General features: G+C 26.4%; 14 protein-coding genes. 1 reads left to right on the top strand and 13 read right to left on the bottom strand.

Features of this window, described 5'->3' with window-relative positions; translation table 11 throughout:
• Positions 1-25: 25 nt before the first annotated feature.
• The 3 genes from pepT to FRIFI_RS02265 form a co-directional block, all read right to left on the bottom strand.
• On the bottom strand, positions 26-1,249 hold the full coding sequence (gene pepT / locus FRIFI_RS02275) for a peptidase T (protein WP_092927358.1): 1,224 nt from the start codon (positions 1,247-1,249) through the stop codon (positions 26-28).
• A gap of 77 nt (positions 1,250-1,326) precedes the next feature.
• Positions 1,327-2,379, bottom strand: a complete 1,053-nt coding sequence (ytvI, locus tag FRIFI_RS02270; RefSeq protein ID WP_092927360.1) for a sporulation integral membrane protein YtvI — start codon at positions 2,377-2,379, stop codon at positions 1,327-1,329.
• Positions 2,380-2,490: 111 nt separating this feature from the next.
• Positions 2,491-3,744, bottom strand: a complete 1,254-nt coding sequence (locus tag FRIFI_RS02265) for an HlyC/CorC family transporter (RefSeq protein ID WP_166504883.1) — start codon at positions 3,742-3,744, stop codon at positions 2,491-2,493.
• Between the two features lie 195 nt (positions 3,745-3,939).
• Between FRIFI_RS02265 and FRIFI_RS02260 the strand changes: the two genes are divergently transcribed.
• On the top strand, positions 3,940-4,155 hold the full coding sequence (locus FRIFI_RS02260) for a hypothetical protein (RefSeq protein WP_166504882.1): 216 nt from the start codon (positions 3,940-3,942) through the stop codon (positions 4,153-4,155).
• A gap of 334 nt (positions 4,156-4,489) precedes the next feature.
• On the opposite strand, the gene FRIFI_RS02255 is transcribed toward FRIFI_RS02260, so the two are convergent.
• The 10 genes from FRIFI_RS02255 to FRIFI_RS02210 all read right to left on the bottom strand — a co-directional run bounded on the left by FRIFI_RS02255 (position 4,490) and on the right by FRIFI_RS02210 (position 24,247).
• Positions 4,490-8,038, bottom strand: a complete 3,549-nt coding sequence (locus tag FRIFI_RS02255; RefSeq protein ID WP_242977264.1) for an AAA family ATPase — start codon at positions 8,036-8,038, stop codon at positions 4,490-4,492.
• Complete coding sequence (locus FRIFI_RS02250; RefSeq protein ID WP_166504881.1) at positions 8,004-9,218, bottom strand: metallophosphoesterase family protein; 1,215 nt, start codon at positions 9,216-9,218, stop codon at positions 8,004-8,006. The genes FRIFI_RS02255 and FRIFI_RS02250 overlap by 35 nt, the downstream gene beginning before the upstream one ends.
• Positions 9,219-9,330: 112 nt before the next feature.
• Positions 9,331-10,260 carry a S66 peptidase family protein gene (locus tag FRIFI_RS02245; protein ID WP_166504880.1) on the bottom strand — a complete coding sequence of 310 codons (930 nt, stop codon included), beginning with the start codon at positions 10,258-10,260 and terminating at the stop codon, positions 9,331-9,333.
• Between the two features lie 11 nt (positions 10,261-10,271).
• Entirely contained in the window at positions 10,272-11,402 is a 1,131-nt protein-coding gene (alr, locus tag FRIFI_RS02240) for an alanine racemase (protein WP_166504879.1), read from the bottom strand.
• 152 nt (positions 11,403-11,554) lie between these two features.
• Positions 11,555-15,310, bottom strand: a complete 3,756-nt coding sequence (gene addA, locus FRIFI_RS02235; RefSeq protein ID WP_166504878.1) for a helicase-exonuclease AddAB subunit AddA — start codon at positions 15,308-15,310, stop codon at positions 11,555-11,557.
• Positions 15,310-18,762, bottom strand: coding sequence for a helicase-exonuclease AddAB subunit AddB (gene addB / locus FRIFI_RS02230; RefSeq protein WP_166504877.1), 3,453 nt, complete (start codon positions 18,760-18,762; stop codon positions 15,310-15,312). Before addB ends, addA begins: the two co-directional genes overlap by 1 nt.
• Positions 18,752-19,531, bottom strand: a complete 780-nt coding sequence (locus tag FRIFI_RS02225) for a PD-(D/E)XK nuclease family protein (RefSeq protein WP_092927378.1) — start codon at positions 19,529-19,531, stop codon at positions 18,752-18,754. The genes addB and FRIFI_RS02225 overlap by 11 nt, the downstream gene beginning before the upstream one ends.
• On the bottom strand, positions 19,524-21,746 hold the full coding sequence (locus FRIFI_RS02220; protein WP_092927380.1) for an ATP-dependent helicase: 2,223 nt from the start codon (positions 21,744-21,746) through the stop codon (positions 19,524-19,526). The genes FRIFI_RS02225 and FRIFI_RS02220 overlap by 8 nt, the downstream gene beginning before the upstream one ends.
• On the bottom strand, positions 21,739-23,631 hold the full coding sequence (locus FRIFI_RS02215) for a hypothetical protein (protein WP_092927382.1): 1,893 nt from the start codon (positions 23,629-23,631) through the stop codon (positions 21,739-21,741). The genes FRIFI_RS02220 and FRIFI_RS02215 overlap by 8 nt, the downstream gene beginning before the upstream one ends.
• 160 nt (positions 23,632-23,791) lie before the next feature.
• Entirely contained in the window at positions 23,792-24,247 is a 456-nt protein-coding gene (locus tag FRIFI_RS02210) for a hypothetical protein (RefSeq protein ID WP_166504876.1), read from the bottom strand.
• Between the last annotated feature and the right edge of the window lie 14 nt (positions 24,248-24,261).

Below are 24,261 nucleotides of genomic sequence, written 5' to 3'. Positions count from 1 at the left end.
AAGAGATAGCCTTTTGTTATTTTATTTATTTTTGAGCATATTTTTCTGCTATTTTAACTATAAGATTTACACATTTCTCCATAGATCCTACTGGTATACATTCGTTCTTTCCATGGAAGTTTAAACCACCTGTAAATATATTTGGACAAGGAAGACCCATAAATGATAATCTAGCCCCATCTGTACCACCTCTAACTGGTACTATTTTAGGAGTTATTCCAACTTCATTCATAGCTTCTTCTGCTATATCAACTATAAACTTAACAGGTTCTACTTTTTCTTTCATGTTAAAGTATTGGTCTTTTAAGTCTAATGTTATTCTTCCATCATATTTTTCGTTTAATTTATTTACTACATCTTGCATGTGAGCTTTTCTAGCTTCAAACTTTTCTTTATCATGATCTCTTATTATATAAACCATACTAGCATTTTCTACATTACCATTTAAATCATTTAAGTGGTAGAATCCTTCATATCCTTCTGTAGTCTCTGGTCTTTCGCTAGCTGGGAACATTTCAGATATCTCAGCTGCTATATGTAATGCATTTACCATTTTATTTTTTGATGCACCTGGATGTACGTTTCTTCCTTGTATAGATATTGTAGCTCCAGCAGCATTGAAGTTTTCATATTGAAGTTCACCTTCTATACCGCCATCTATTGTATATGCATATTTTGCACCAAATTTTTCAACATCAAATAGATCTGCTCCTCTTCCTACTTCTTCATCAGGAGTAAATCCTACTTTTATATCTCCATGCTTTATTTCAGGGTTATTTACTAAATATTCTATCGCTGTTATTATTTCTGCTATACCAGCTTTATCATCTGCACCAAGTAGTGTAGTACCATCTGTAACTATTAAGTCTTCTCCAACTAGGCCTTTTAATTCTGGGTAATCAGATACTTTTGTAACTACATTTAATTCTCTATTTAGTACTATATCTTTTCCATCATAATTTTCTATTATTCTTGGTTTAACGTTTTTCCCAGTTATATCAGGAGCTGTATCTAAGTGAGATATAAATCCTATTGTATCAACACCTTCTGTATTTCCTTTTAAAGTTGCCATAACGTAACTATTTTTATCAACATTAGCATCTTCTAATCCTAATGATTTTAGTTCTTCTACTAAGTAGTTTGCAAAAACTCTTTGTCCTTCGCTAGATGGACAATTTGCATTCTTAGGATCTGCAGTTGTATCAAATGTCACATACTTTAAGAATCTTTCTACTACTTTATTTTTCATGGTTATACCTTCTTTCTTTGGTCTAATAATTGTTAAGTAATATATCCCTTATATTTCTATTATATTACAAAAACTTACTAAAGTATATCTACCTTTTTTAATATTTGATGCATTATTGTAAGACCTAAAAAAAATACTATTCCAATTATTCCTTTTACTTGTATACCTATGAATATGGCTGCTAATGTAGCTAATGGACTAATACCTATATTGGTGGATACTAATTTAGGCTCTAAAACCTGTCTTAACAATGATAGTAGCGCAAATACAACTATAAGAGTTATTGCTATAAGATAGTTTTTTACTATACAGTAATAAACTATAAAAGGTAAATATATTACTACTATCCCTAAAAAAGGTATTAAATCCAACAAACCAGCTATAATACCTAACGTCATAGAATATGGTATATCAAATACTCTAAGGCTTAGCCAAGTTACTATGAAAGTTATTCCCATTAATATGGCATAAGCTTTTATATATCCTAATATTGATTTTATTATTTCTCTTTTTATATTCTTAACCTTAGTCTTTGTTGGTTCAGAGAACATATTGTAAAAACTATATTCTATTTTATCTATATCTTTTGCTATAAAATATGTAGATATGAATAAGGTTATAATGAATATAGATATATATGGAATTGATCCTAAAAAATTTACGAAACTTTCTAATAATTGTTTTGCTATACTTACTATATTGGTGCTATATTTTTGCATTAAAAACTCTATATTTATGTTTGGTATGTTCTCAAGTTGCTCTAAATATAAATTTAGTTTAATTGCTATATTTGAAATAAAATCACTTATGTAATCATAATTATTTACAGTATTATTTACGAATTCTAATAAACTATCTATTCCCGCCATTATTAATAATCCAGCTAATACTACAAATATTATAACTGCAATAAAACTTAATACTAAAGTTGATACACCTTTATTTATATTAAACTTATACCTTAATTTTTCTGATATAGGGTTTATCAAAAATGCAATAATACCTCCTACTAAAAATGGTGATATATAATGAAATGTCTTATAAATCAAAATAAATACTGTTGTATATAGTAATATAAATATCATGTTTTTCTTTAATACTTTTATGAATCTATTATCTATTACATTCATCTAATCACTTCCCTTATAATATATTATTAATTATTAACAAATATCTTTACTATTAAAATTAATTTATATAAATTTCAAATAAAACAAAAAACACTACAATATTGTAGTGTTTTATGTGTATATTCTTATTTTCTTTATTCTATTTTTATCTAAACTTTCTATACAGAATCTTATGTTATCTACTTCTATAACTTCATTTTCTTCTGGAAGTCTTCTTAAATAACCTATGATGTAGCCTCCTATAGAATCAAATTCTTCAGACTCTAATCTAACTCCAATAAGTTCGTTGACATCACTTATTTTAAGTCCCCCATCTACGATATATTCATCTTCTTTAACTACTATTATATCTTCATCTTCTTCATCGTACTCGTCATCTATATCTCCAACGATTACTTCTACTAAGTCTTCTACAGTTATTATACCTGCAGTTCCTCCATACTCATCAACAACTATAGCCATTTGTATTTTTTCTTTTTTCATCTCTTCTAAAAGTTGAGTGATTTTCTTAAATTCATATGTAAAGAACGCTTCCCTTACATACAACCTTATATCAAAATTTGCTATCTCTTCATCACTTAAGAATATGATATCCTTTATATTAAGTACACCTATGATGTCATCTATAGATTCATTGTATACTGGCATTCTACTTAATTTCTCTTCTTTAAATTGCTGTATTATTTCTTCATATGAATCTTCAACATCTATAGCTATAATATCTAATCTTTGTACCATAGCTTCTTTAGCTTGCATATCCCCAAACTGAAATACATTGTTTATGATTTCTCTTTCTTCTATTTCTAGGACACCTTCTTCATGCCCTACATTAACCATAGTTTTTAATTCTTCTTCTGTTATATATGGTTCATTCCCTTTTGTTTTTATTCCAAATAACTTAAATATTAAATTTGTTACTATATTAAGTACCCATACTACTGGAGTTAATATAAATATTATTGCCTTTATTGGCTTAGAAACAAATATAGCCACTTTTTCTGAACTATTTGCTGCTATAGTTTTTGGAGTTATTTCTCCAAATATTAATACTAACACAGTCATAACAGCAGTTGCCAATGGTACTGCTTCCGGCCCTTTAAGTAATGTAATAAATAGTGATGTTGATATAGAAGTTGCTGCTATATTAACAACGTTATTTCCTATTAATATAGAACTTAATAACTTATTTGGCTCTTCTATTAAGTTACTTACTAGCTTTGCGCCCTTAACCCCTTCTTCTTTCATATGTCTTATTCTTATTTTGCTAAGTGACATTAATGCAGTCTCAGATGCTGAGAAAAATCCTGATCCTATAAGTAATATCACTAATACAATAATCTGAATCAATATACCGGTCGATTCCAACCTAAACCACACTCCTAATTTCTTTTAAATTTCTGTTTATATGTTAATATATTATAACATACTTACCCTTATTTGGAAATTTATTAATTTAGATATAATCTATATTATCTATCATTTCCAATACTATTAAAATACATTTGCATTATAATTTTTTTTATCCCCTTATAATAGTATTAAATTTAAAAAGGAGGTAAAATGAAAGATTTACTAGAAAAAGATGGTGCTATGCCTAGACTTAGAGACAAGGTTTTAATGAATTTAACTGAAGAAAATGCATTAGAACTAGTTGCTGAAATAGTTAACGTTTATGAAAATAATGCACAAGGAAAACATAGATTAGGTTCATTTATTGATAAGATTAGTTTCGATGAGTTTAAATCTTTGCTAAATTTAGACAAATATTTAAATTAATTACATATTTTTATACTTTTATGTCACATTTTAATATTTTTGCATATACTATAGTGTAAGAGAAATTAAAAGAGTTTCTCTTACACTATAAATATCAAAACTCCTGTTAATATTCTAATTTAGTGATCGGATATAAAAAAAATTCTTTCCCCCAAATATTCTTTAAACCACCTAATCCCCCCCTGGTTAGGTGGTTATTTTTTATTTTTTTTGAATATAAATTTAAAATTTGCCAATACTTATAAATGAGAGCGGAAATTATATATCTCTCCCCCTAATAAGTATATATATTTATATGGTGACTACATACTCCCCCTGTAGTCACCAATTTTTTTTAACTATATTCTATTTTTACTTTAGATCCTTGTCCAACTTCACTAGGAGATACTATTAACTTAATTGGAACTCTATTTTTTAACTCTTCAACGTGAGTTATAATTCCAACACTAAGTTTATCATGATGTAGTCTTTCCAGTGATTCTATAACAGTTTCTAGTAGTTCACTATCTAAAGATCCAAATCCTTCATCTAAGAAGAAAAATTCAAGGGGAGCACTTCCCTTTAATTGTATTTGAGATGATAATGCTAATGCTAATGATAGTGATGTTAAGAATGTTTCTCCTCCAGATAAAGTATCTACACTTCTTCTTTGCCCACCATTAAAGTTGTCTCTCATTACAAAGTTTAATGTTGAATCTATTTCTAATGCATATCTACCTTTAGTTATAGACTCTAATCTATTAGATGCTTCAAGCGCTATATACTTTAATTGATTAGTAGCAACATACTCAACAAATCTATTTCCTTGAACAATCTTATCTAGATCATCTAATAAATCCACTTTATGTTGAACTGCCTTTAACTCTTTATTTAAATCTTTTATCTTGTCTAAAGATTCTTTTAGGGTACTTAGTATAGTTTGCTTTGATCCTATATCTTGGGATATTCTACTAATTTCTATTTTTAAGTTATCAATACTATCTTTTAATTCATTAAAGTCCTTTTCATTTATTTTTCTATCACCTATTGATTTAACTAGATCATTTATCTTTATACCTAATACTTTTTGCTCTTCTTCATATTGTGTTATCTCATCATGTAGTTTTCTTAAGTATTCTTTATCTAATAATGATCTTTTTACAGCATATATACTTTCAAATTTATACTCCTCTAATGATTTATTTAAAGTATCTGTTTGTATTTTATACTGTTCTTTTGCTATCTTTAATCTTCCATCTATATTTGATTTGTCAGATGTAGTTTTTTCAAATTCCAACCTTTGAGCTTCTAATTTATTTTTTATCATTTCCTCTTGAGATATAAGCTTATTTATATTATTTTCTAGATTCTCTAACAATAATTTTGAAGATTCACCTTTTGTTGTTGCTATTATTTCATTGTATTTTCCATCTCTCACTTTTTTCTTTTCAGAATAAATTTCTCTAGCTTGAATTAAATCTAACTCTATTTTATGTAGGTTATTTTGATAATTTACTATATCTTTTTCCATTGCTTCTTTTGACTTAGATATTTTTAAGTATTCATTATTTAAATCTTCTAATGCTTTTTCATTATTATTTATCTCTTCTACTTTTACTTCTAAATCTTGTATTTTAGTTATTGCTTTTAGTGTTAAATAGTTTTCTTTTGTTGTTTTATAGTTTTCTTCAATTGCTGTTAGTTCTTCTTTTAATTCGATTACATTTTTCTTATAAGAGTTTATACTCTCTTGTAGTATTAGTTCATCTTTTTCAATTTTGTTTTTTTCTTCTCTAGCCTTATTTATACTACTTTCATTTTCCTCTTTATCCTTATTCCAATTTTGTAGATTAATTTTTAATATCTCTAGCCTTTTAGACTCTTCTTCTACCTTCTTTATTAGTTCATTAGAACTTAAGTCTCCTATTTTAGATTTTACCTCTTCTAATTCCTTTAATATTATTTTTTCTACTGATATACACTCGCTATTTTTTCTGTTGAGTTCTTCAATTTTTACTTTTATATTAGACTCATCTTCTTTTAATTTTTCTATTTTTGACTTAGTAAACTCTATATTTTCATTATAGTTTGTATCATCTACATGCTCATGATTTCTAGATCCACATACTGGACATGGAGAATTTTCCTTTAATTCTTTTCTAAGTTCTGTTGCTAAATTTAAATACTTTAGATTTTCTAATTCTTTATCTAGATAAGTTATATTTGTATGATTAACCTCTAATTTATCATTTAAAGTATGTAATTCTCTTTCTACCTGATGTCTATTTTCTAGTATTTTATTTAAGTTATTATGTAAATTTTCTTTTTTAATTTCATTTTCTTTGATAGATTCTGCTTTTACTCTTAAGTTTGCTATATATTCAGTCTTATTAACTATCTCTTCATTAGTTCCTGGAGATTTTTTAATTAAAATTTCATAATGTTTTTCTAATTCAGTTAGTTTTTTCAATACAGAATCTTTATCCCTTTGAATATATCTTAACTTTAAGTTTATCTCATCTAGATTTTTATTTATTTCATTCAATCTATTATTTTTAACAGTCTTACTTTCTGAAAGCTTATTATATTCTTTTTCATACTCATAGGCTAAAAATATTTTCTGTTTTAGATCAGCACTTATCTTTATTTCACTTATTTTCTCTTCTAAGCTTTTTAAGTTATTTATTACTATCTCTTTCTTGCTTTCTAAATCCTCTTTTAATTTTATAAGTATCTCTTTTTCTTGATTTAAACCTATACCCTTGCCTTTTATATCTTTTAATTCAGAATCTAAACCAACTAACTCCGCTTCTAATTCTATTGCATTTTGAAGTTTGATTCTATCTTCAGATAGCCTTGGCATATTTTCATTTTTATTTTTATATGCTTCCTCATAATTTGCTTTAGTTATAAGTAGTTCTTTATTTAACAATTCTAGTTTCTTTTCTAAATTTTGACTTTCTAGGCTATCTTCATTAACCCTTTTCTCAAGCTCCAATACAGCATTTATGTACGGATTAATCTTATCTGCATTTAATGCATCTTCAAGTTGTCTTCCTTTTTTTGATATATCTTCTTGCTTTAAATCTAATTCATGCTTTCTTTTCTTGTAGTTTTCTAACTTTACTTGTTTTTCATATATTTCTTCAACTTCTTTATATTTATTTTGGTTTATTTCAAAATCTTTATTTTTACTAATTTCTAATGATCTTAATTCTTCTAACTCTTTTTGTACTTGATTATATACTTCTTCACTTACAGTATCATATTGACTTAGCTTAGAATTTATATCTCTTAAAGCTTGTTGTTGTACGTTTTTTCTTTTCTTAACTTTATCTATTAATCCTCTTCCGTATTTTTCAAGATTAAATATTCTCTCTAGCATGTCCCTTCTATCCGCACCTGCTAGCTTTAAGAAATCATTAAACTTACCTTGTGGAAGTACTACTGATCTCATAAAATCATTAGCTGTTAATCCTACAATTTCAGCGATTTTATTATTTACTTCTCCAACTTTGTCTGCTAATACTTTTTCACTTTCATCCTCATACATCTCTATTAATCTTGCATATGAAGTTTTAGTACCTGTATTAGTTCTAACTATAGTTCTATCTACTTTATACCTTCTCTTTGCGTTTTTACTTCCGATTTCAAATTCATAAGATATTATTGCTTTATCGGAGCTACTATTTATAAATTCTTTAGTATTTCTAGGTATACTTCCATACATAGCTATTGTCATTGCATCTAATATAGTTGACTTACCACTTCCAGTTTTACCAAAAATCCCAAATAAACCTCTATCAGTTAGTTTTTCAAAATCTATAACTGATTTATCTATATAACTATTTAAACCACTTAACTCTAATCTAATAGGTCTCATCTTTAGCTTCACCTTCTTCATTTATTATATCTAAGAATAAATCCATAAGCTCTCCTTTAGGTTCTACTCCTCTACTAAATTCATAGAATTCCTTGAATAATTCTCCCATAGATTTTTCTTTTACGTCTATTTCTTCATTATATTCTTTTGATGCTATTATTGGTTTTATTTCTATTATATCTTTTAATGTATCTTTCATTTTTTTTATGTTAGACTGTGATATAACTTCATCTGTTTTTATTTCAAAATAAGACCATATATCTCTGTCTTTATTTTTTTCGCACACTTCTAATGCATCTTCGATTCCATTGCATTTAAATACCTCTATAGGTTTATAGTTTTTAAAGTATTTTTTTTCTACTGTTATTTCTTTGTCTTTATTTATATCAACTATATAGCATCCTTTAGTATATGATCTTTCATCTTTGCTATATTGTATAGGAGATCCTGAGTAGTATGCATTTAACCTTTGTGAAGATTTTTGCATTTTATGTAAATGCCCTAAAGCTATATAATCAGCCTTTTGAGGTAAGTCTTTTTTCTCTACTAATAAACTTCCTCCAAGTTGTATTGGTCTTTCAGATTCTGTTTCTTCTCCACCGACAACAAAAAGGTGAGATACAGCTAAATTTATTGAATCATCTTCAAAGTTTTCTTCTAATTCTTTAAATAACTCACCAACTCTTTGAGAATATGTTATTTGTCTTTCTTTGTCTTCATCATTTTGAAGTATTACTTCATTAAGCCTCTTTTCACTTGGATATGGCAGCGTTATAACAACAACCCTCTCATTATTTATATTAAGTTTTATACATCCCTCTTTCGCTTCTAATATCTCAAAGTTTTTATACTTTGATACTTCTGTTTTACTTAGAGGATTTCCAAGTATTATTATCCCCTGCTCATGTGCAAGAGGGCTTGATGCTTGTAGTCTTTCCGGATTATCATGGTTACCGCTTATTATTAATACACATCTTTTTCCATTGTCTGATAATCTTGATATTGTTTTATAGAATAATTTTTCAGCTTGTGCAGGTGGATTTGATGTGTCATATATATCTCCTGCTATTATAACCATATCTATATTATTATCATCCACTATCTGTATAAATTCTTCACAGAATTTGGTTTGTTCTTCTAATCTTGAGTGACCTTCTAAGCTTTTTCCTAGATGCCAATCTGATGTATGAATAAATCTCATTTTATCCTCCTAAATAATATGATTTATTTATATATTTTAATAGTTTGATTATAACATAAAAGGAAGATGTCTAAACATCTTCCTTTTATGTTATTTTTATTAATAGATATTATTATTTTACAAATTTTATAGATTTGTTCGTAGCATCTAAGCAGCAATTTCCCCCTAGTAAAATACTATTTGATGATGTACAATGACCTACTTTTAGATTACATAAGCATGGTTTATTATATTTTTTAATCTTTTCAAATAATAATTCATATAAATCATAATCATCTTCATTATCTTTTCTACACTTTTTAAAGTCTCCAAATATTATCCCACAACAGTCATTTAACTTATTGCTAAGTTCTAATTGTGTAAGCATTCTATCTATCTTATACATATTTTCTCCTATTTCTTCAATAAATAAAATTTTATTTTTTGTATCAATTTCATATCTTGTTCCAAGGGTGCTAATTATTACAGCTAGATTTCCTCCTACTGTAATCCCATTAGCTTTTCCTTGTACTAAAGTGTGTAATTCTTCGTCTTCTGGATTTTTTATAATAATTTCATCTTCCATTGATAATATATTTGAGAAGGAATCAAAAGTATATTTATCATAGTGTAAAAAATTTAATCCCATAATTCCATGGTAGGTAACTAAGTTCGCTATTTGATTAAAGGCTATATGAAGTGCTGTTATATCAGAATACCCTATAAATACCTTAGGATTCTCTTTTATAATGTTGTAGTTTATTTTATCAATTATTCTAAGTGTTCCATATCCGCCTCTTAGACAAAGTATACCATTTACGTCTTTATCTAAAAACATATTTTCTATGTCCTTTACTCTAAACTCATCTTCACCTGCTAAATACCCCTTATATCTTAGGTAACAAGTCTTTCCAAATTTGACTTTATACCCTAATTTATTTAATTCTTGCTCTATTTTTTCTAATTCATAAGTTAGTAATTTTTTTGTTTTAGATTTAGATGGACTTGCTGGTGCTATAACTCCAATTGTATCTCCTTTTTTTAGTTTTTCTGGAAATATCATAATTTTCCCCCTTAGTATATATAGTTTAAAATTTTTTTAATTTCTCCATTCTCAATATATACTCTATCTACCCTTCTAGATATTAAGCTTAATAGTTCATTTCTATTTGTATCTATCAAATTTGCTATTTCTAAAAGTGTAGGACCATTTTCTCCATAAAATACTACATCTGCATCGTAATCACATTTATCTAAATAACTAATGTCTATTACAAGGTGATCCATACATATTTTACCTATTATGTTACATCTTTTATTATTTATATCTACATACCCTTTATTTGATAAACTTCTTGGTATCCCATCTCCATATCCACAAGGTATAATTCCTATTTTAATATTTTTATTTGCTACATACGAATAATCATATCCTATAGCCTCACCGCCTCTAACCTCTTTAACCTGAATTATCTTTGACTTGAATGTTATAGCAGGCTTTAGCTGTAAGGAAGAATCTCTATTGTTGTATCCATATATACTTGCACCTATCCTCACCATATCCATATGAAAATCCTTATATGAAACAAACCCTATACTATCACAAATATGCTTTATAGGTATCGTCTTAATTTTTTCTAATTCATTTATAGTCTTTTTAAATATATTAAATTGAATATAATCTGATTTTTCATCTCTAAGTGCTAGATGTGAAAAAATACCCTCAATATATAAATTCTTTAATAATAATAAACTATATATTTCTTGAAATGTATTTTGATTTACCTTAAGTCCTAATCTATTAAATCCTGTATCTAACTTTATATGAACTTTTCCTATTTTGTTAATTTTACTACATATGTTGTTTATAATTTTTCCTTGCTCTTCTTTAATTACAGTTATAGTTATATTATTTTCAACTGCTAATTCTATATATTCATTTGGAATATATCCCATAACTAAAATAGGAGATTTAATGTTTTCTCTTCTAAATTCTAGAGCTTCACTAAGTGTTGCTACACATAAGTAATCAATACCTTCTCTACATAATAGTTTAGCTATTTCTATAGAACCATGCCCATATGCATTTGACTTTAATACTGCGCCTATTTTAGTACTATTTTTGGTATATTTTTTTATTTCCTGCAAATTATGTTTTATATTATCTAGATTTATCTGTACATAAGTTGGTCTTAACAAGCTCAAAGTATCACTTCCTTATGAAAATTTCACTCGCTTATTTTCATACTATGTTAATTATTCTTTTATTATCACTAGTTATAAATATAAAAAATGAAGATACTTAGCTTAGTACCTTCATTTTTTATATTTAAAGTTTAATTATATTAAGTTTTTATTTATATACTAACATCTTCATCTATTCCGAATAGATATATGTACCTCTCTTTGACTTCTTTTCCTGTTAATTTTTCTACCACTTCAGAATATAAATCTAATTGTTTTTTGTACCTATTTATTACTTCATTTTTATTTTCGTCATTTACAAAATCAGTTTTATAGTCAACTATAACAATCTTATCATCTTCTTCAAAGTATGCATCAATTATACCCCTTAGCATTATGCTTTCTTCATCAAAGTCTTGTACATTTCCTTCAGTTGCTAAATCTTCATATATATACACATCTTTAAGTTTGATTTGAGCATATATGGCCTGTTCTCTTTTAATAAATGATGACTTTAACATTCTTTGTCCTATATGAGATTTAAAGAATTTATATATCTTAAATGGATTAACTACTCTAGACTGCTTTTCAGTTATTATTCCCTTTTTAATAAACCTACTTATTTGCTCTTTTATATCATCAATAGTATATATCTTATTAAAGTCTATTATCTGCATAACTAAATGAACTATAGTACCCCTCTCTGCACCAGTTATCTTTTCTATATCTTCTTCCTCTTGCATAAATATAGGTTTTTTGAGAGTTATTTGATTACTAAATACTTCTTGAGAAAAATCTTCTTCATGAGCATTTTGTATTTTTTTGATTTCAGTTACAGATATACTCGCAGGTTTTGTTACACATGCTTCATAGGGATATTTAAAATCTAATTTTTCTTTTATTATACTAAAATACTCTGTATCAGGATTTTCTACATCTAGACTGTCTATTATCTCTCTTATGCTCTTTTCTTCCTCTTCTTCATTTTGAGTTAAAGTGACATCTTCTTTATACCATATATTAGATACCCACTTTGAATTATGATTGTCTATATATTCTATATCTATATTAGCAAAGTCTCTTAATTCTTCTAAATCTTTATGCTTTAATACTGATGGCATTATCCAATCTAAGTAACTTTTACCTTTTAGTACCTTATACTGTGATATTGCTTTATTTCCCTCTACTCCATTTGCCCATGTTTGTAAAGATTTCTCAATGTTTCTCGTTGAACCTGTTATTATAAGCTTTTCTTTAGGTCTTGTAAATGCTACGTAAAGTACCCTCATTTCCTCAGATAAATTTTCTACATTAATTTTACTTTTTAATGCCTCTTTAGCTATACTTGGATAAGATATTTTTCTTTCATAATCTACTATTTGAGGACCGTATCCTAGTTCATGATGATATAATATATCATTTTTAAAATCTTGAGTATTGAAGTTTTTCCCCATACCAGAACATATTACAACAGGGAACTCTAGCCCCTTACTTTTATGTATACTCATTATTCTTACAACGTCTGCATTTTCCCCAAGAGTTTTAGCACTTCCCATATCAGTATTTGATTTTTTAAGCTTAGCTACAAAATTTATAAAACTAAATATACCTTTAAAACTTGTTTCTTCAAATTGCTTTGCCCTTTCAAATAATATCTTTAAGTTTGCTTGTCTTTGAGATCCTCCAGGTAAAGCACCTACGTATGCATAATATCCTGTGTTAGTGTACAGATACCATAAAAATTCGTCTGTGCTCATATATAGGGATTTTTCCTTATAGTCTTTTAGTTTTTCTATAAATTCAATACACTTTAATGCCTTTTCATCTTCATGATTACTATATTCCTCTAAAGCTTCATAAAAACTTTTATTATGTTCTTCTACTCTTATGTCTATAAGTTCTTCTGGTGTAAGTCCACATATAGGTGATTTTAGCACTGCAAGCAGAGGTATATCTTGCATAGGATTATCAATAATTTGAAGTAAACTCATTATAGTTTTTATTTCTATAGTGTCAAAATACCCTACCCCTATATCTGCATAAGTTGGTATATCCATATTCATAAGTTCATCTGCAAATACTGGAGCCCAAGCTGATGTAGCTCTTAGTAAGATAACTATATCTTTAAACTGTACAGGCCTATAATCATCTAGCTTTTTGTCATAAACCATTTGAATTTTTCCCTCTTCATTTGGTGACATTAAGCCTTTTATTATATTTCCAACCATTCTAGCCTCAAGTTGTATATTATCTATTTCTTCCTCTTCTTCTGAACTTTCATTTTCTTTAGTCTCAGAATCATCCTTTCTAGATGCTTTCTCCATTAAATGTATTTCTGTAGGACCTCCTACTACTACATCTTCATTAGTATTTTCTTTAAATATAGCACCTAAGTTTAATCGTTCTTCTTCTGTATAATTTATTTCACCTATATTTTCGCTCATTACATTCTCAAATATATAATTTGCACTATCTACAACTTCTTCCCTACTTCTAAAGTTTTTATAAAGCATTATTTTTCTATATAGTGAACCTTTTTCTGTATCATAGTCAGCATACTTTTGTAAGAATATTTCTGGTTTTGCTTGTCTAAATCTATATATACTTTGTTTTACATCCCCAACCATAAATCTATTTGGGGTTTTAATTTTTGCTATATTTGAAAGAAGTACCTCTTGCACAAAGTTACTATCTTGGTATTCATCTATAAATATTTCATAGAACTTTTCCCTATAGGAAAGTGCTATATCTGAAGGTATATTTTCACCTTTATCATCTTTTTGAACTAATATATTTAACGCAAAATGTTCTATATCATTAAAGTCTATTATTCCCTTTTCTCTTTTTTTATTGTCATAAGCATCTTCAAATTGTATGACTATATCTGATATAGATTTTGCTACTTTATAAATGTACTTTATCTCATAATTTATGTCTTCTTTTTCTCTATTAAAGGTTGAATCTTTTATGCTTTCTACTGACTTTTTAACTTTTTTTCTTATATCATCAGCCTTACTTTTTATGTCTTTTATATAACTTGGGGTATCTTTTCCAAGCCTTTTCACACCTTTTACGTAGTTTTCAAATTTTATATTTGATATGCTACTATAAGCTTCATCCCATGATAAGTTGCAAGCATCTAATATTCTTTTTATACTACTGTAATCTGTTTTAAATTTTTCTGTGTATGTTTCTAACTCAACAATACCTTCTAACTCTTCTAAGGCCTTTTTCATACTAGTTTCCATACCACTTATCTCTATCTTTACTGTATCTAGTATAGCTTTTGCCCATATAGATGTTGAGAAATCAAATTCACCATCTATATTAAATTGTTCTGCTGAAAATTCTAACCACTCTTTAGGATCTGGTGATGCCATGGCAAAGTTATATACACCTAGTATTATATTTTGAAGATTATTATCTCCTCTTCTCTCTGCATAACTTTCTACTAAATTTAAAAATCCTTCATCTCTATCTATATAAAGTCGTTCGAATACTTCTTCTATGGCCTCTTGCTTTAATAGTGCACACTCTGTTGTGTCACCTATCCTAAAGTTAGGGTCTAAGTTTATTTTATGGAAGTTAGACTTTATAACTTCTAAACAGAATGAATGTATTGTTGTTATACTAGCTTTATTTAAAAGCACTAACTGATTTTGTAAATGCTTATTTTCTGGATCTTTGTCTAATGCCTTACCTATCGCATCACCTATTCTCTCTCTCATCTCAGATGCAGCTGCATTAGTAAACGTAACTATTAGTAACTTATCTATATCTATAGGATTTTCTTTATCAGTTATCATTTGAATTATACGTTCAACTAGTACAGCAGTTTTTCCCGAACCTGCTGCTGCTGCTACTAATAAATTACAATCTCTACTATCTATAACTGCTTGTTGCTCTTTTGTCCATTTAGGAGAACTCATTACTTAACTCCTCCTCTCATTGTGTTTATTATCTCGTCATTACTCTTTTTATTTATTATTTTATATTTATTATCTTTTAATGTTGTATCAAACTGGCAAATAGCTGAGTAATTGCAGTATATACAAGAATTTCTATCTTTATGTTTATATGGAGATATACTTATATTTCCACTTAACATATCTTCGCATAAATATTTTATCAAGTCCTTTACATATTTTCTAATAACCTCAAATTCTTCATTAGTAACACCTTTTGTATATCTACCTAAAGTACCATCTTTGTTAAAGTTTGCAGGTATAACTAAAGATGTTGTTCTTTCTCCATTTGCTAGTGTCTTATCCATTTCTTTGATTATATTAGAATCTTTTATAAGTAAACCTTGCATTTTTAACTCTTTAAGTATTTCTTCTCTTATAGTTTCTTCTTCTTTATCTTCATCAAATTTTGCTATTGGGTCATCTATTCTGGAATAAAGAATCGCTGCTGGATTTATATTCTGTCCCTTAGATTTCCCACTTTCTAATATTGCATCTAGATAAACTAATAGTTGTAATTGAAGCCCATAATATACATCTGTTAAGCTTAAATCCTTTTTACCAGATTTGTAATCAACTATTCGTATATATTTACCTTCTTCGTTCTCAAATTCATCTATTCTATCTATTTGTCCTCTTAGTTTTATTTCTTCTCCATTTTGTAAAACTATTTTTATAGGTGGATACTTACCTTTAGTTCCAAAATTCACTTCATAATCTGTAGGCTCAAATGAACCAATTTTTATTTGTTCACTTATTATACTTATAGCTGATATAAGCATATTTTGTAATCTAAGAGTAAGATACTTATATCTTTGAGAACTCTCTAGTATGTATCCAGGTATCTTACCTACTATTTCTTCAACTATTTTTTCTACTTTTTCTGTTATATAGTTTATATCTATATCTGCCCAATGTAGATTATCTTTTACTAACTGTTTTGAGAAATTATCTAATATTTTATGTATAAAATTCCCTAAATCTGGTTCTGTAAAAGAATATTCTTTTCTTTCTTTAGCTTTAAGACCATACTGTATAAAGTAAGCAAATGGACACTCTGCATACTTTTCTAACCTAGATACACTTAAATTTTTATCATATAGTGTTCTTATTTTTTCTTCTTCTACTTTTTGAACTTGATTAGTATATGTAAGTCCACTTATAACCTTATTAGTTATATTTTTGTATTCACTATCACTTGCATAGTATCTATATACATCTAACCATAAATTATTTATATCTTTTCCATCGTCAAACTCTTTTATCTCTTTTATAAGTTCATTAAAAGTTGGAGATTTTACAGTTATTCTATTTAAGATATCTTCATCTGTTTTAGCTTCTTCTTCTAATAAATAACTTTTACTATCTATATTAGGAAATAGCTTTTTAAGTCTTGATACTATTACTGATGGTCTTATAGTTTTTCCTTCATGGTCTGCTATAGGATAGGTAACTATTAGATTTTGGCTACTTGATGTAAGTGCTTTATAAACTAAAAATTGTTCTTCAAATGTTTTAGTTTTACTATCTATATCAACCTCTACACCTTTTTGCCCTAAGTTTTCTCTGTCACTATCATTTAAAAGCCCATTATCCTTTGCTATTAATGGGAATGTACCATCTGTAGTCCCTATTAAATATAGATACTTTGTATTTGGATTTTTCATTTTATCCACACTACTTACAAGTACTTGATCTATACTTGGAGGAACTAATCCAAGTTCATATTCATCAAATCCTAGACTTATTAATTTTATAAATTTATCTAAAGATATTTTTTCATCTCCCATTATCTCAACAATTTGGTCAAATATATCTACAACTATGTTCCAAACCTGAGAATATTGATTAGCTATATCTAATTCTCCTTTACCTTTAAATTTCATTATTAAATTTTCTATAGTTGTTGGCATATTTATTTCTAACAAGAATTCATATATATACTTACATATGTCTTTTGCATTATTCTTACCTTTTAATTTATCTTGTAGATGTATTATTGGAGTTAAGACTCTTTCCTTTATTTCATTAACCTTTTCTCGTATTTCTATTTCCTCTTCTTTTTCTTCTGAAGAAATATTGTGATTTATTCTATACTCCCATTTATCCTCAAACCATTTTTTACCTTTTATACCATTTGCTAATACATAATTTTCTAACATACTAATTTCTTCGTTAGATATCCCTACAAGTCCACTTTTTAAGTATCTAAACATAGTCTCATAATTATATCTTTTACTTTTCATTTCTAATATAGATATTATAAGTACTATTATTGGATTTGTTTTAGCTTCTCTTTTTTTATCTATAAAATTAGGTATTTTATATTCATTAAATACAGAGCTTACTAAAAAGTCATATTTATTTAAGTCTCTTGTAGCTATAGTTATATCTCTATATCTAACCCCTTTATCTCTAACTAAATGTACTATTTCCTTTGCTATTTCTTCAACTTCAGAGTATAAGTTGCTAAATTCTTTTATCTTTATATTATTAGTTGACTCTTCATACACTTTATATGGATACGAGTTATAGTACCTTTCTAAGTGCTGAAGTTCTTTGCTATCTTTAAGTCTTGGTATAATATTATTATTTAGCTTTATATCAGGAAGCAACTTTACTCCCTCTTCGTTACATAATTTTATTAGCTTTTGATATGTAAACTTTGTTCTAGAAAAAGCATCTGTTTTATTGTATGAAATATTACCTGGGTTATCCACTGTTAAAGATATACATACTTCCTTAGCCTGCTTAAATAAACTACTTAATACCCTATACTGATTAGGTGTAAATCCAGTAAATTCATCTATATAAATATATGCATCCTTAAAATAATCACATACTGGTAATTTTTCTGCTAATGATTTTAGCATGTCTTGAGTGTCTATATAATTTTCATGTAGTTTTTCTTCGAATTCTTTATATATCCTACTTATATCTTTTAATTTTAAACTTAAAGTTTCACTTTCTACTTCGCCAGATATATTTTCTAACATCTCATAACTTATGTTATACTGTTTTAACTCAGATATTATCTCACTTATAGAACTTACAAATCCTGATTGAGATGATGATTTAGAAAATATATTTAATTCTTTACTTACACTTTCTATTGCTTTATAAGTCATCATAGCATTGCCACTAGAATTTATGTTAACATCAGTTAATCCTCCAACGTAAGAAAAAACTATGCTACTCATAGTTTTAAAACTTAATACCCTAGACCTTAAAAACTTGTCTTTTTCTTCTCCTAAGAAGAGCTTACTCATTCTTTTTTCCATTTCAAATGTATATTGTTCTGGAACTAAAAGTATTACAGGTGTTATTTCATTATCTTTAACTCTATTTTTTATCTCATCTAGTATATAGGTCGATTTACCACTTCCGCCTCTACCTAATACAAACTTAACACTCATAAATATCCTCCTCAAAAACACTTCTGTCTACTTCCTCATTATTACATAATTTATTAAATTCACAGTATTTGCAGTGTTTTTTGTTTTTTACTAACTCATATTTATATTCTTTGTCTTCTTTGTTATAGTTGGTGTTTTTTATATAATCTATATATGATAACACCTTATTTTTATTTTGTTTATGTTTTTCATTATTATAAGATATAGATACACAATTATCATCAAACTCTGGTTGATAGTATTTCATACTTATATTTTGTGTATCTATATCTTTATCTAATAAATTGGGAATTACTTCTTTTGCTAAAAGCATATATACAATAGTTTGTATTCTACTTTCTACATTTTTATAATTAAATTTTTTATTTTCTGTTTTCCAATCCCATATTTCAATTTTATTATCTTTGATTATTATTAAATCATACTTAGCTTGTATTATATTTCCATCTAAATTAAACATTACTTCATACTCTGGTAAGTATAAATAACCTTCCTTGATTGGAACTAGTTTTTTTACTTTATCCATCCATCTTTGAAAATCTGTATTGGTACTAGAATTTATTCCTAAAGGTATATTACTAAAATATCTTTCACATAATAAGTGAAAATCTGTACCTGTTTTCAAACTTTCGTAGTACTCTCTATGTTCTATATCATCGTATTTCCAATTAATTCTATCAATGTACTTATACTTAAATTTTAATGGACATGATTTATACGTATTTATAGAATTTTGGCTGTATCTAAAGTTTTTTAGACAACTATTCATTTATATTTACCTCCTTTTTTCTCATATTTATATACTTCTCAAGTTCATTTATATATAAAGAAGGCTTTTGTTCTTTATTTCTTTTTCCTACATCATTCTTATCTTTATAAAGACTTGTTGATAATATTAACATTTCTTTAGCTCTAGTAATTCCAACATATAATAGTCTTATCTTTTCATTTATTAAATCTATTTTACTCTTATATATATAATTAGTAGGTATATCACCAGTTAATATACATTCAATTTCACTTTTTACAATAGCCACTGGGTTTTTGTACTTATCTTTTAAATACCATTTATCACTTTGAAACTTTTGATTTGTATTATCAGGGAAATTAAACTCTGTAAGCCCTAACATAAAAACACAATCCCACTCTAAACCTTTTGATTTATGATAGTTACATATAGTTATACTTCCTGGTTGTGGCTCATATCCATTCATTTCATATACCACTTCTATTATATGATTAAATACCTTATTTTTACTATCTATTAAAAGGTTATATACATCTATTAAACTTATATCTGGGTTATCTAAGCTTAAAAATTTTATATAAAATGCCAGATAATCTATTATTGCTCTATCTTCTTTCCCTAAATTAAGTTCATCCCCTATAAATAATAAAAGCACATCTAATCTTGTTATAGGATATTCTAATATACTTTTAAGAATATTTATTCCTTGTATAAATGTTTGGTATAACTCTGTATTTGTATCTATTATTATATTATTTGTTATTTCTTCATTGTATATTATCTCTTCTGTGCTATATTTTTTTAATACATCTAGTAAATCTTCCTTCCCTTTTTCATTATCTGTTTTTACAAATACTTTATCTAAGGCATTTATTAGTTTATTTATATCATCACAATTTATTATAAAGTCTATTATATATGACAGTTTGTTTATGATCTTTCTTTTATTTAGAGAATTAGGTCCTAACTCTTCAAACTCCATATTTTCATCAATCAGAATCTTAGCAATTTGCGTTATATGATCATTAAAAGGTACCAATATTCCTATACTTTTATCCGGATACTTTCTTTTTATTCCTTTTGTGTATGCTACGGTTTTTGTCAACTCATCATTCCATGTCTCATATTTTTTAACATTTATACTGTATATATCTGGTTTAGGATTTTCCTTATATCCCATACCACTTGGAACAGTTTTTATTTCCATATCCTCTAAAGCATCTCTACATTCCTCTTGCCTAAATTCCTTTGTTACATACTTTACTAGTTTATTTGCTAAATCTAATATATCCTTTGAACTTCTATTAGACATGTCCATTCTATAGCAACTATCTGCCTGAGATATAAACTCCTTAAAGAATTTAGGGTCTGATGATGAAAAAGTTCCAGTTATACTTTGGTTTATATCCCCAACTCTAACTAAATTTTCATTATCTCTACATATCATTTTTATAATTTTACCCTGTATCTCATTGGAATCTTGGCATTCATCTTCAAATATGTACTTATATCTATTCTGAAATTTTATTCTTAAATTCTCATCAAAATTTAATGCTTTATATGCAAGAATTAATATATCATCATAATCAAGTAGGCCATTTTGTTTTAATTTTTTATCATATTCTTTATATATAGGAAGTATTAATTTTAATATTCCTCTATGCCCATTAGATAATATCCCCTCTAGCTCTTGTGGTGATAATTCCTTATATTTTAAGTCACTTATTGCATTTACTACTAAGTCAAAAAATCCTCTCTCCCAAGCTTCAAGCATTATATCATTCCATTTATCATCCTTTTGCTCTTTTAGGAACCATCTAAATGCCCTTTCCCCACCATTTATCTTAAAATTATTTATGCATTCATTTAGTATTATAGTTTTTTGTAAATCATCTGCTATGTTAAATTCTTCACTCAACATAACTACTTCTGGTTTTTCTTTTATTATTTTTACAGCTAAACTATGTATTGTCATAACTTCATAAGAATTTTCTTCTTTTATGTCATTCTCTTTTAATATTGCTTTTATTCTTCCTTTGAAGTTATTTACTGCACTATTCATATAAGTTAATATTAGTATTTTAGATTTATCATGTTTTTTTTCACTTAGTAACTTTGCTACTAAATTGGTAACTATAAAAGTTTTTCCGGCTCCTGGTACTGCTGGTACCGCCATAGTTCCACCTTCATAGGCTATTATTGGTAATTGATCTTGTCTATAATTTATATTATTCATAAGAGTTTTCCCCCTTATCTAACATCTTAAGTAGTATGCTATATAATATACTTTCTTGTATATACCCATTTACTGTGTATTCACTTTTATATGCATATACTTCTTTAGTATTAATTAGTAAATTATATATAGTATTGTATAAATAATACTTCTTATAATCTTCTTCCATTTTATCTGTATATATTCTACCTTCTTCAAAAGATTTTCTAAGAACTATCAAATTACTTATATCCTTTTCTATCTTCATATTCCACCCATTGCTACCTACATCTAGCCATATATGTATTGGTCTATTTACTCTTGATGATATATATGTATATGGAGTGGTTAATAATACTTTATCTATATTACTCAAATCTTCTAATTCTGAAGATTGATAATAGTCATTTATTGTAGTTTTAAGTGCTTTTATAAATAACTTTTCTTTATCCTCATTTATATTCAATAACTCTATGTTTTCTGTAAATGTCTCACATTCATATATTATCTTTTTACAAATATGAATATTTTCTTTTCCAAACTTAAGATTTAGCATTTTATCTATATAAAATTTAATTAGAAACTCACCTATTTTAAGTTTCTCATTCCTTTTATCTTCTATATAATTTAATATTTCTTTAAATTTTTCTTCTTCATACTTATTTTTATATATTTTTAATGCTTGTATCTTATTGACATCTAATATAGTTTCTATAAAATTTATATAGTCTTCTTCTCTTATGGAATTTTGGCTACCATTAAAAATGCTAAGAGCCACTATAAGTGCATTAGCATAAGGATAATCTATTAACTTTTTATCTTTTTTAGTGCTAAATATATCGATATTATTAATTTTCAATTTATTAGTCATTTGAAAGTCTAATATTGTATTGTTTATAGGAGAAATTATAGCTATATCTTGTGCTTTTACTCCTGATAGTATTAACTCTTTAATTTTCTTTAAAACTACTTCTATCATCTCGCTATATAGCTGACTAGATTCATTTAGTTCAACACTTACTGGTAAAGAACATATATCATCTATAGAAACCTCTCCTTTTTTGTTAAGCTTTTCTTCTTCATATTCATTTTCTATATATCCTTCTATAAACTTAATATCTATATTATTAAAAACTGAAAAATCTCTTTTTTCATTAAAAAATGTATATGAATCTATAGCATTTTCTTGTATCTCTTTTATAAATTCGATTTCTGCTACAGATACACTTTCTAAACTTTCTACAATTAAATATTTTATTTTTTTTCTTAAATATTCTTTGTATAAATCATTTTTTAAAAGATATTTATTATATACATATACACTCAGTGAATTATCTAACATACCTTTATTTAATAACATGCTAGTGTAATCCATTATTATTTCGTTCATTTCACTATAAGAAAATTTATTTATATTATCTTTATTTTTCTTAGACAAATAAATTTTTTCTCCTATATTCTCAAATTCTAATTTACTTAATGTAGCCTTATTTATATTAGTACTTATACTTGAAGTTATAGATTTATTAGTACTTATAATATCTTCAAAGTATCCTTCTTTTTCTCTTTTAATTTTTACCTTTTCCCCTATTATATAGTCTGTCAAAGTATTATTTATAAATTTAGGTCTTATGTGATGTTCTTTTATCTCATTATTATTTTCTAACACTATTGGCCAAAATTTTATGAGCTCTCCTTTAATAAAATTAGTATATGATGTTATATTTAGTTTTTCACAATAATCTATATTAATCTTCTTCTCATATTTTAATTTAGTTAGATTATTAGGAACTAGAATCATTATTTTCGAAGATTTATTTTTACATTTTTTTAATATTTCATTATATAAACTAACTATTTTGCTCTCTTTATCTTTATTATTTAAATTTCTATATATGTACCTCATATAAACCCTTTCTTTAAACTATTTTGTATTTTAATTATATCATATTAGAGATTTTTAATTCCTCCATTAAAATGTTTACTTAAAGCTACATACTATTTTTTTAATCCTAAAAATAAAAGAAGCAACCAAATAGCCGCTTCTTTTATTTTTTAAATATAATCTATTTAAAATTATTTAAAAATTTATTTGTAATATTTCTTAATTGTCCACCAATAACAACTAAAAATATATTTATAATTATAATTATAAATATATTTACTATACTGTTGTATCCACTCAAATAATTTGAAATAGACTGAATTGGAGATAAGTATAATACTGAAAACAATATAGAGCTATTACTACCTTCTATTAAAAAATGTGCACATAAAGAAAAAAATGATAAAAAAATTCCTAAACCTGCTCCCATTGATCCCACTATTAAAGATTCTTTAAGTTTCAAGCTATATTTATATCCATAATAAAAATTTATAAGAAAAAAGAATAATGCAAATAAAATTTCTATGATTAAGTTACTCGATTCAATCTCAATTATCTTAAAGTATATAAATGATATTATACATATAATTAAAGTATTAAAAAATAGTTTTTCTCCCAGGTCAAATGTATTTTTCACATACTCACCCCATA

The sequence above is a fragment of the Romboutsia hominis genome (assembly GCF_900002575.1).
GTDB lineage: Bacteria > Bacillota > Clostridia > Peptostreptococcales > Peptostreptococcaceae > Romboutsia_C > Romboutsia_C hominis.
This window is presented reverse-complemented; position numbering and strand designations above follow the sequence as displayed.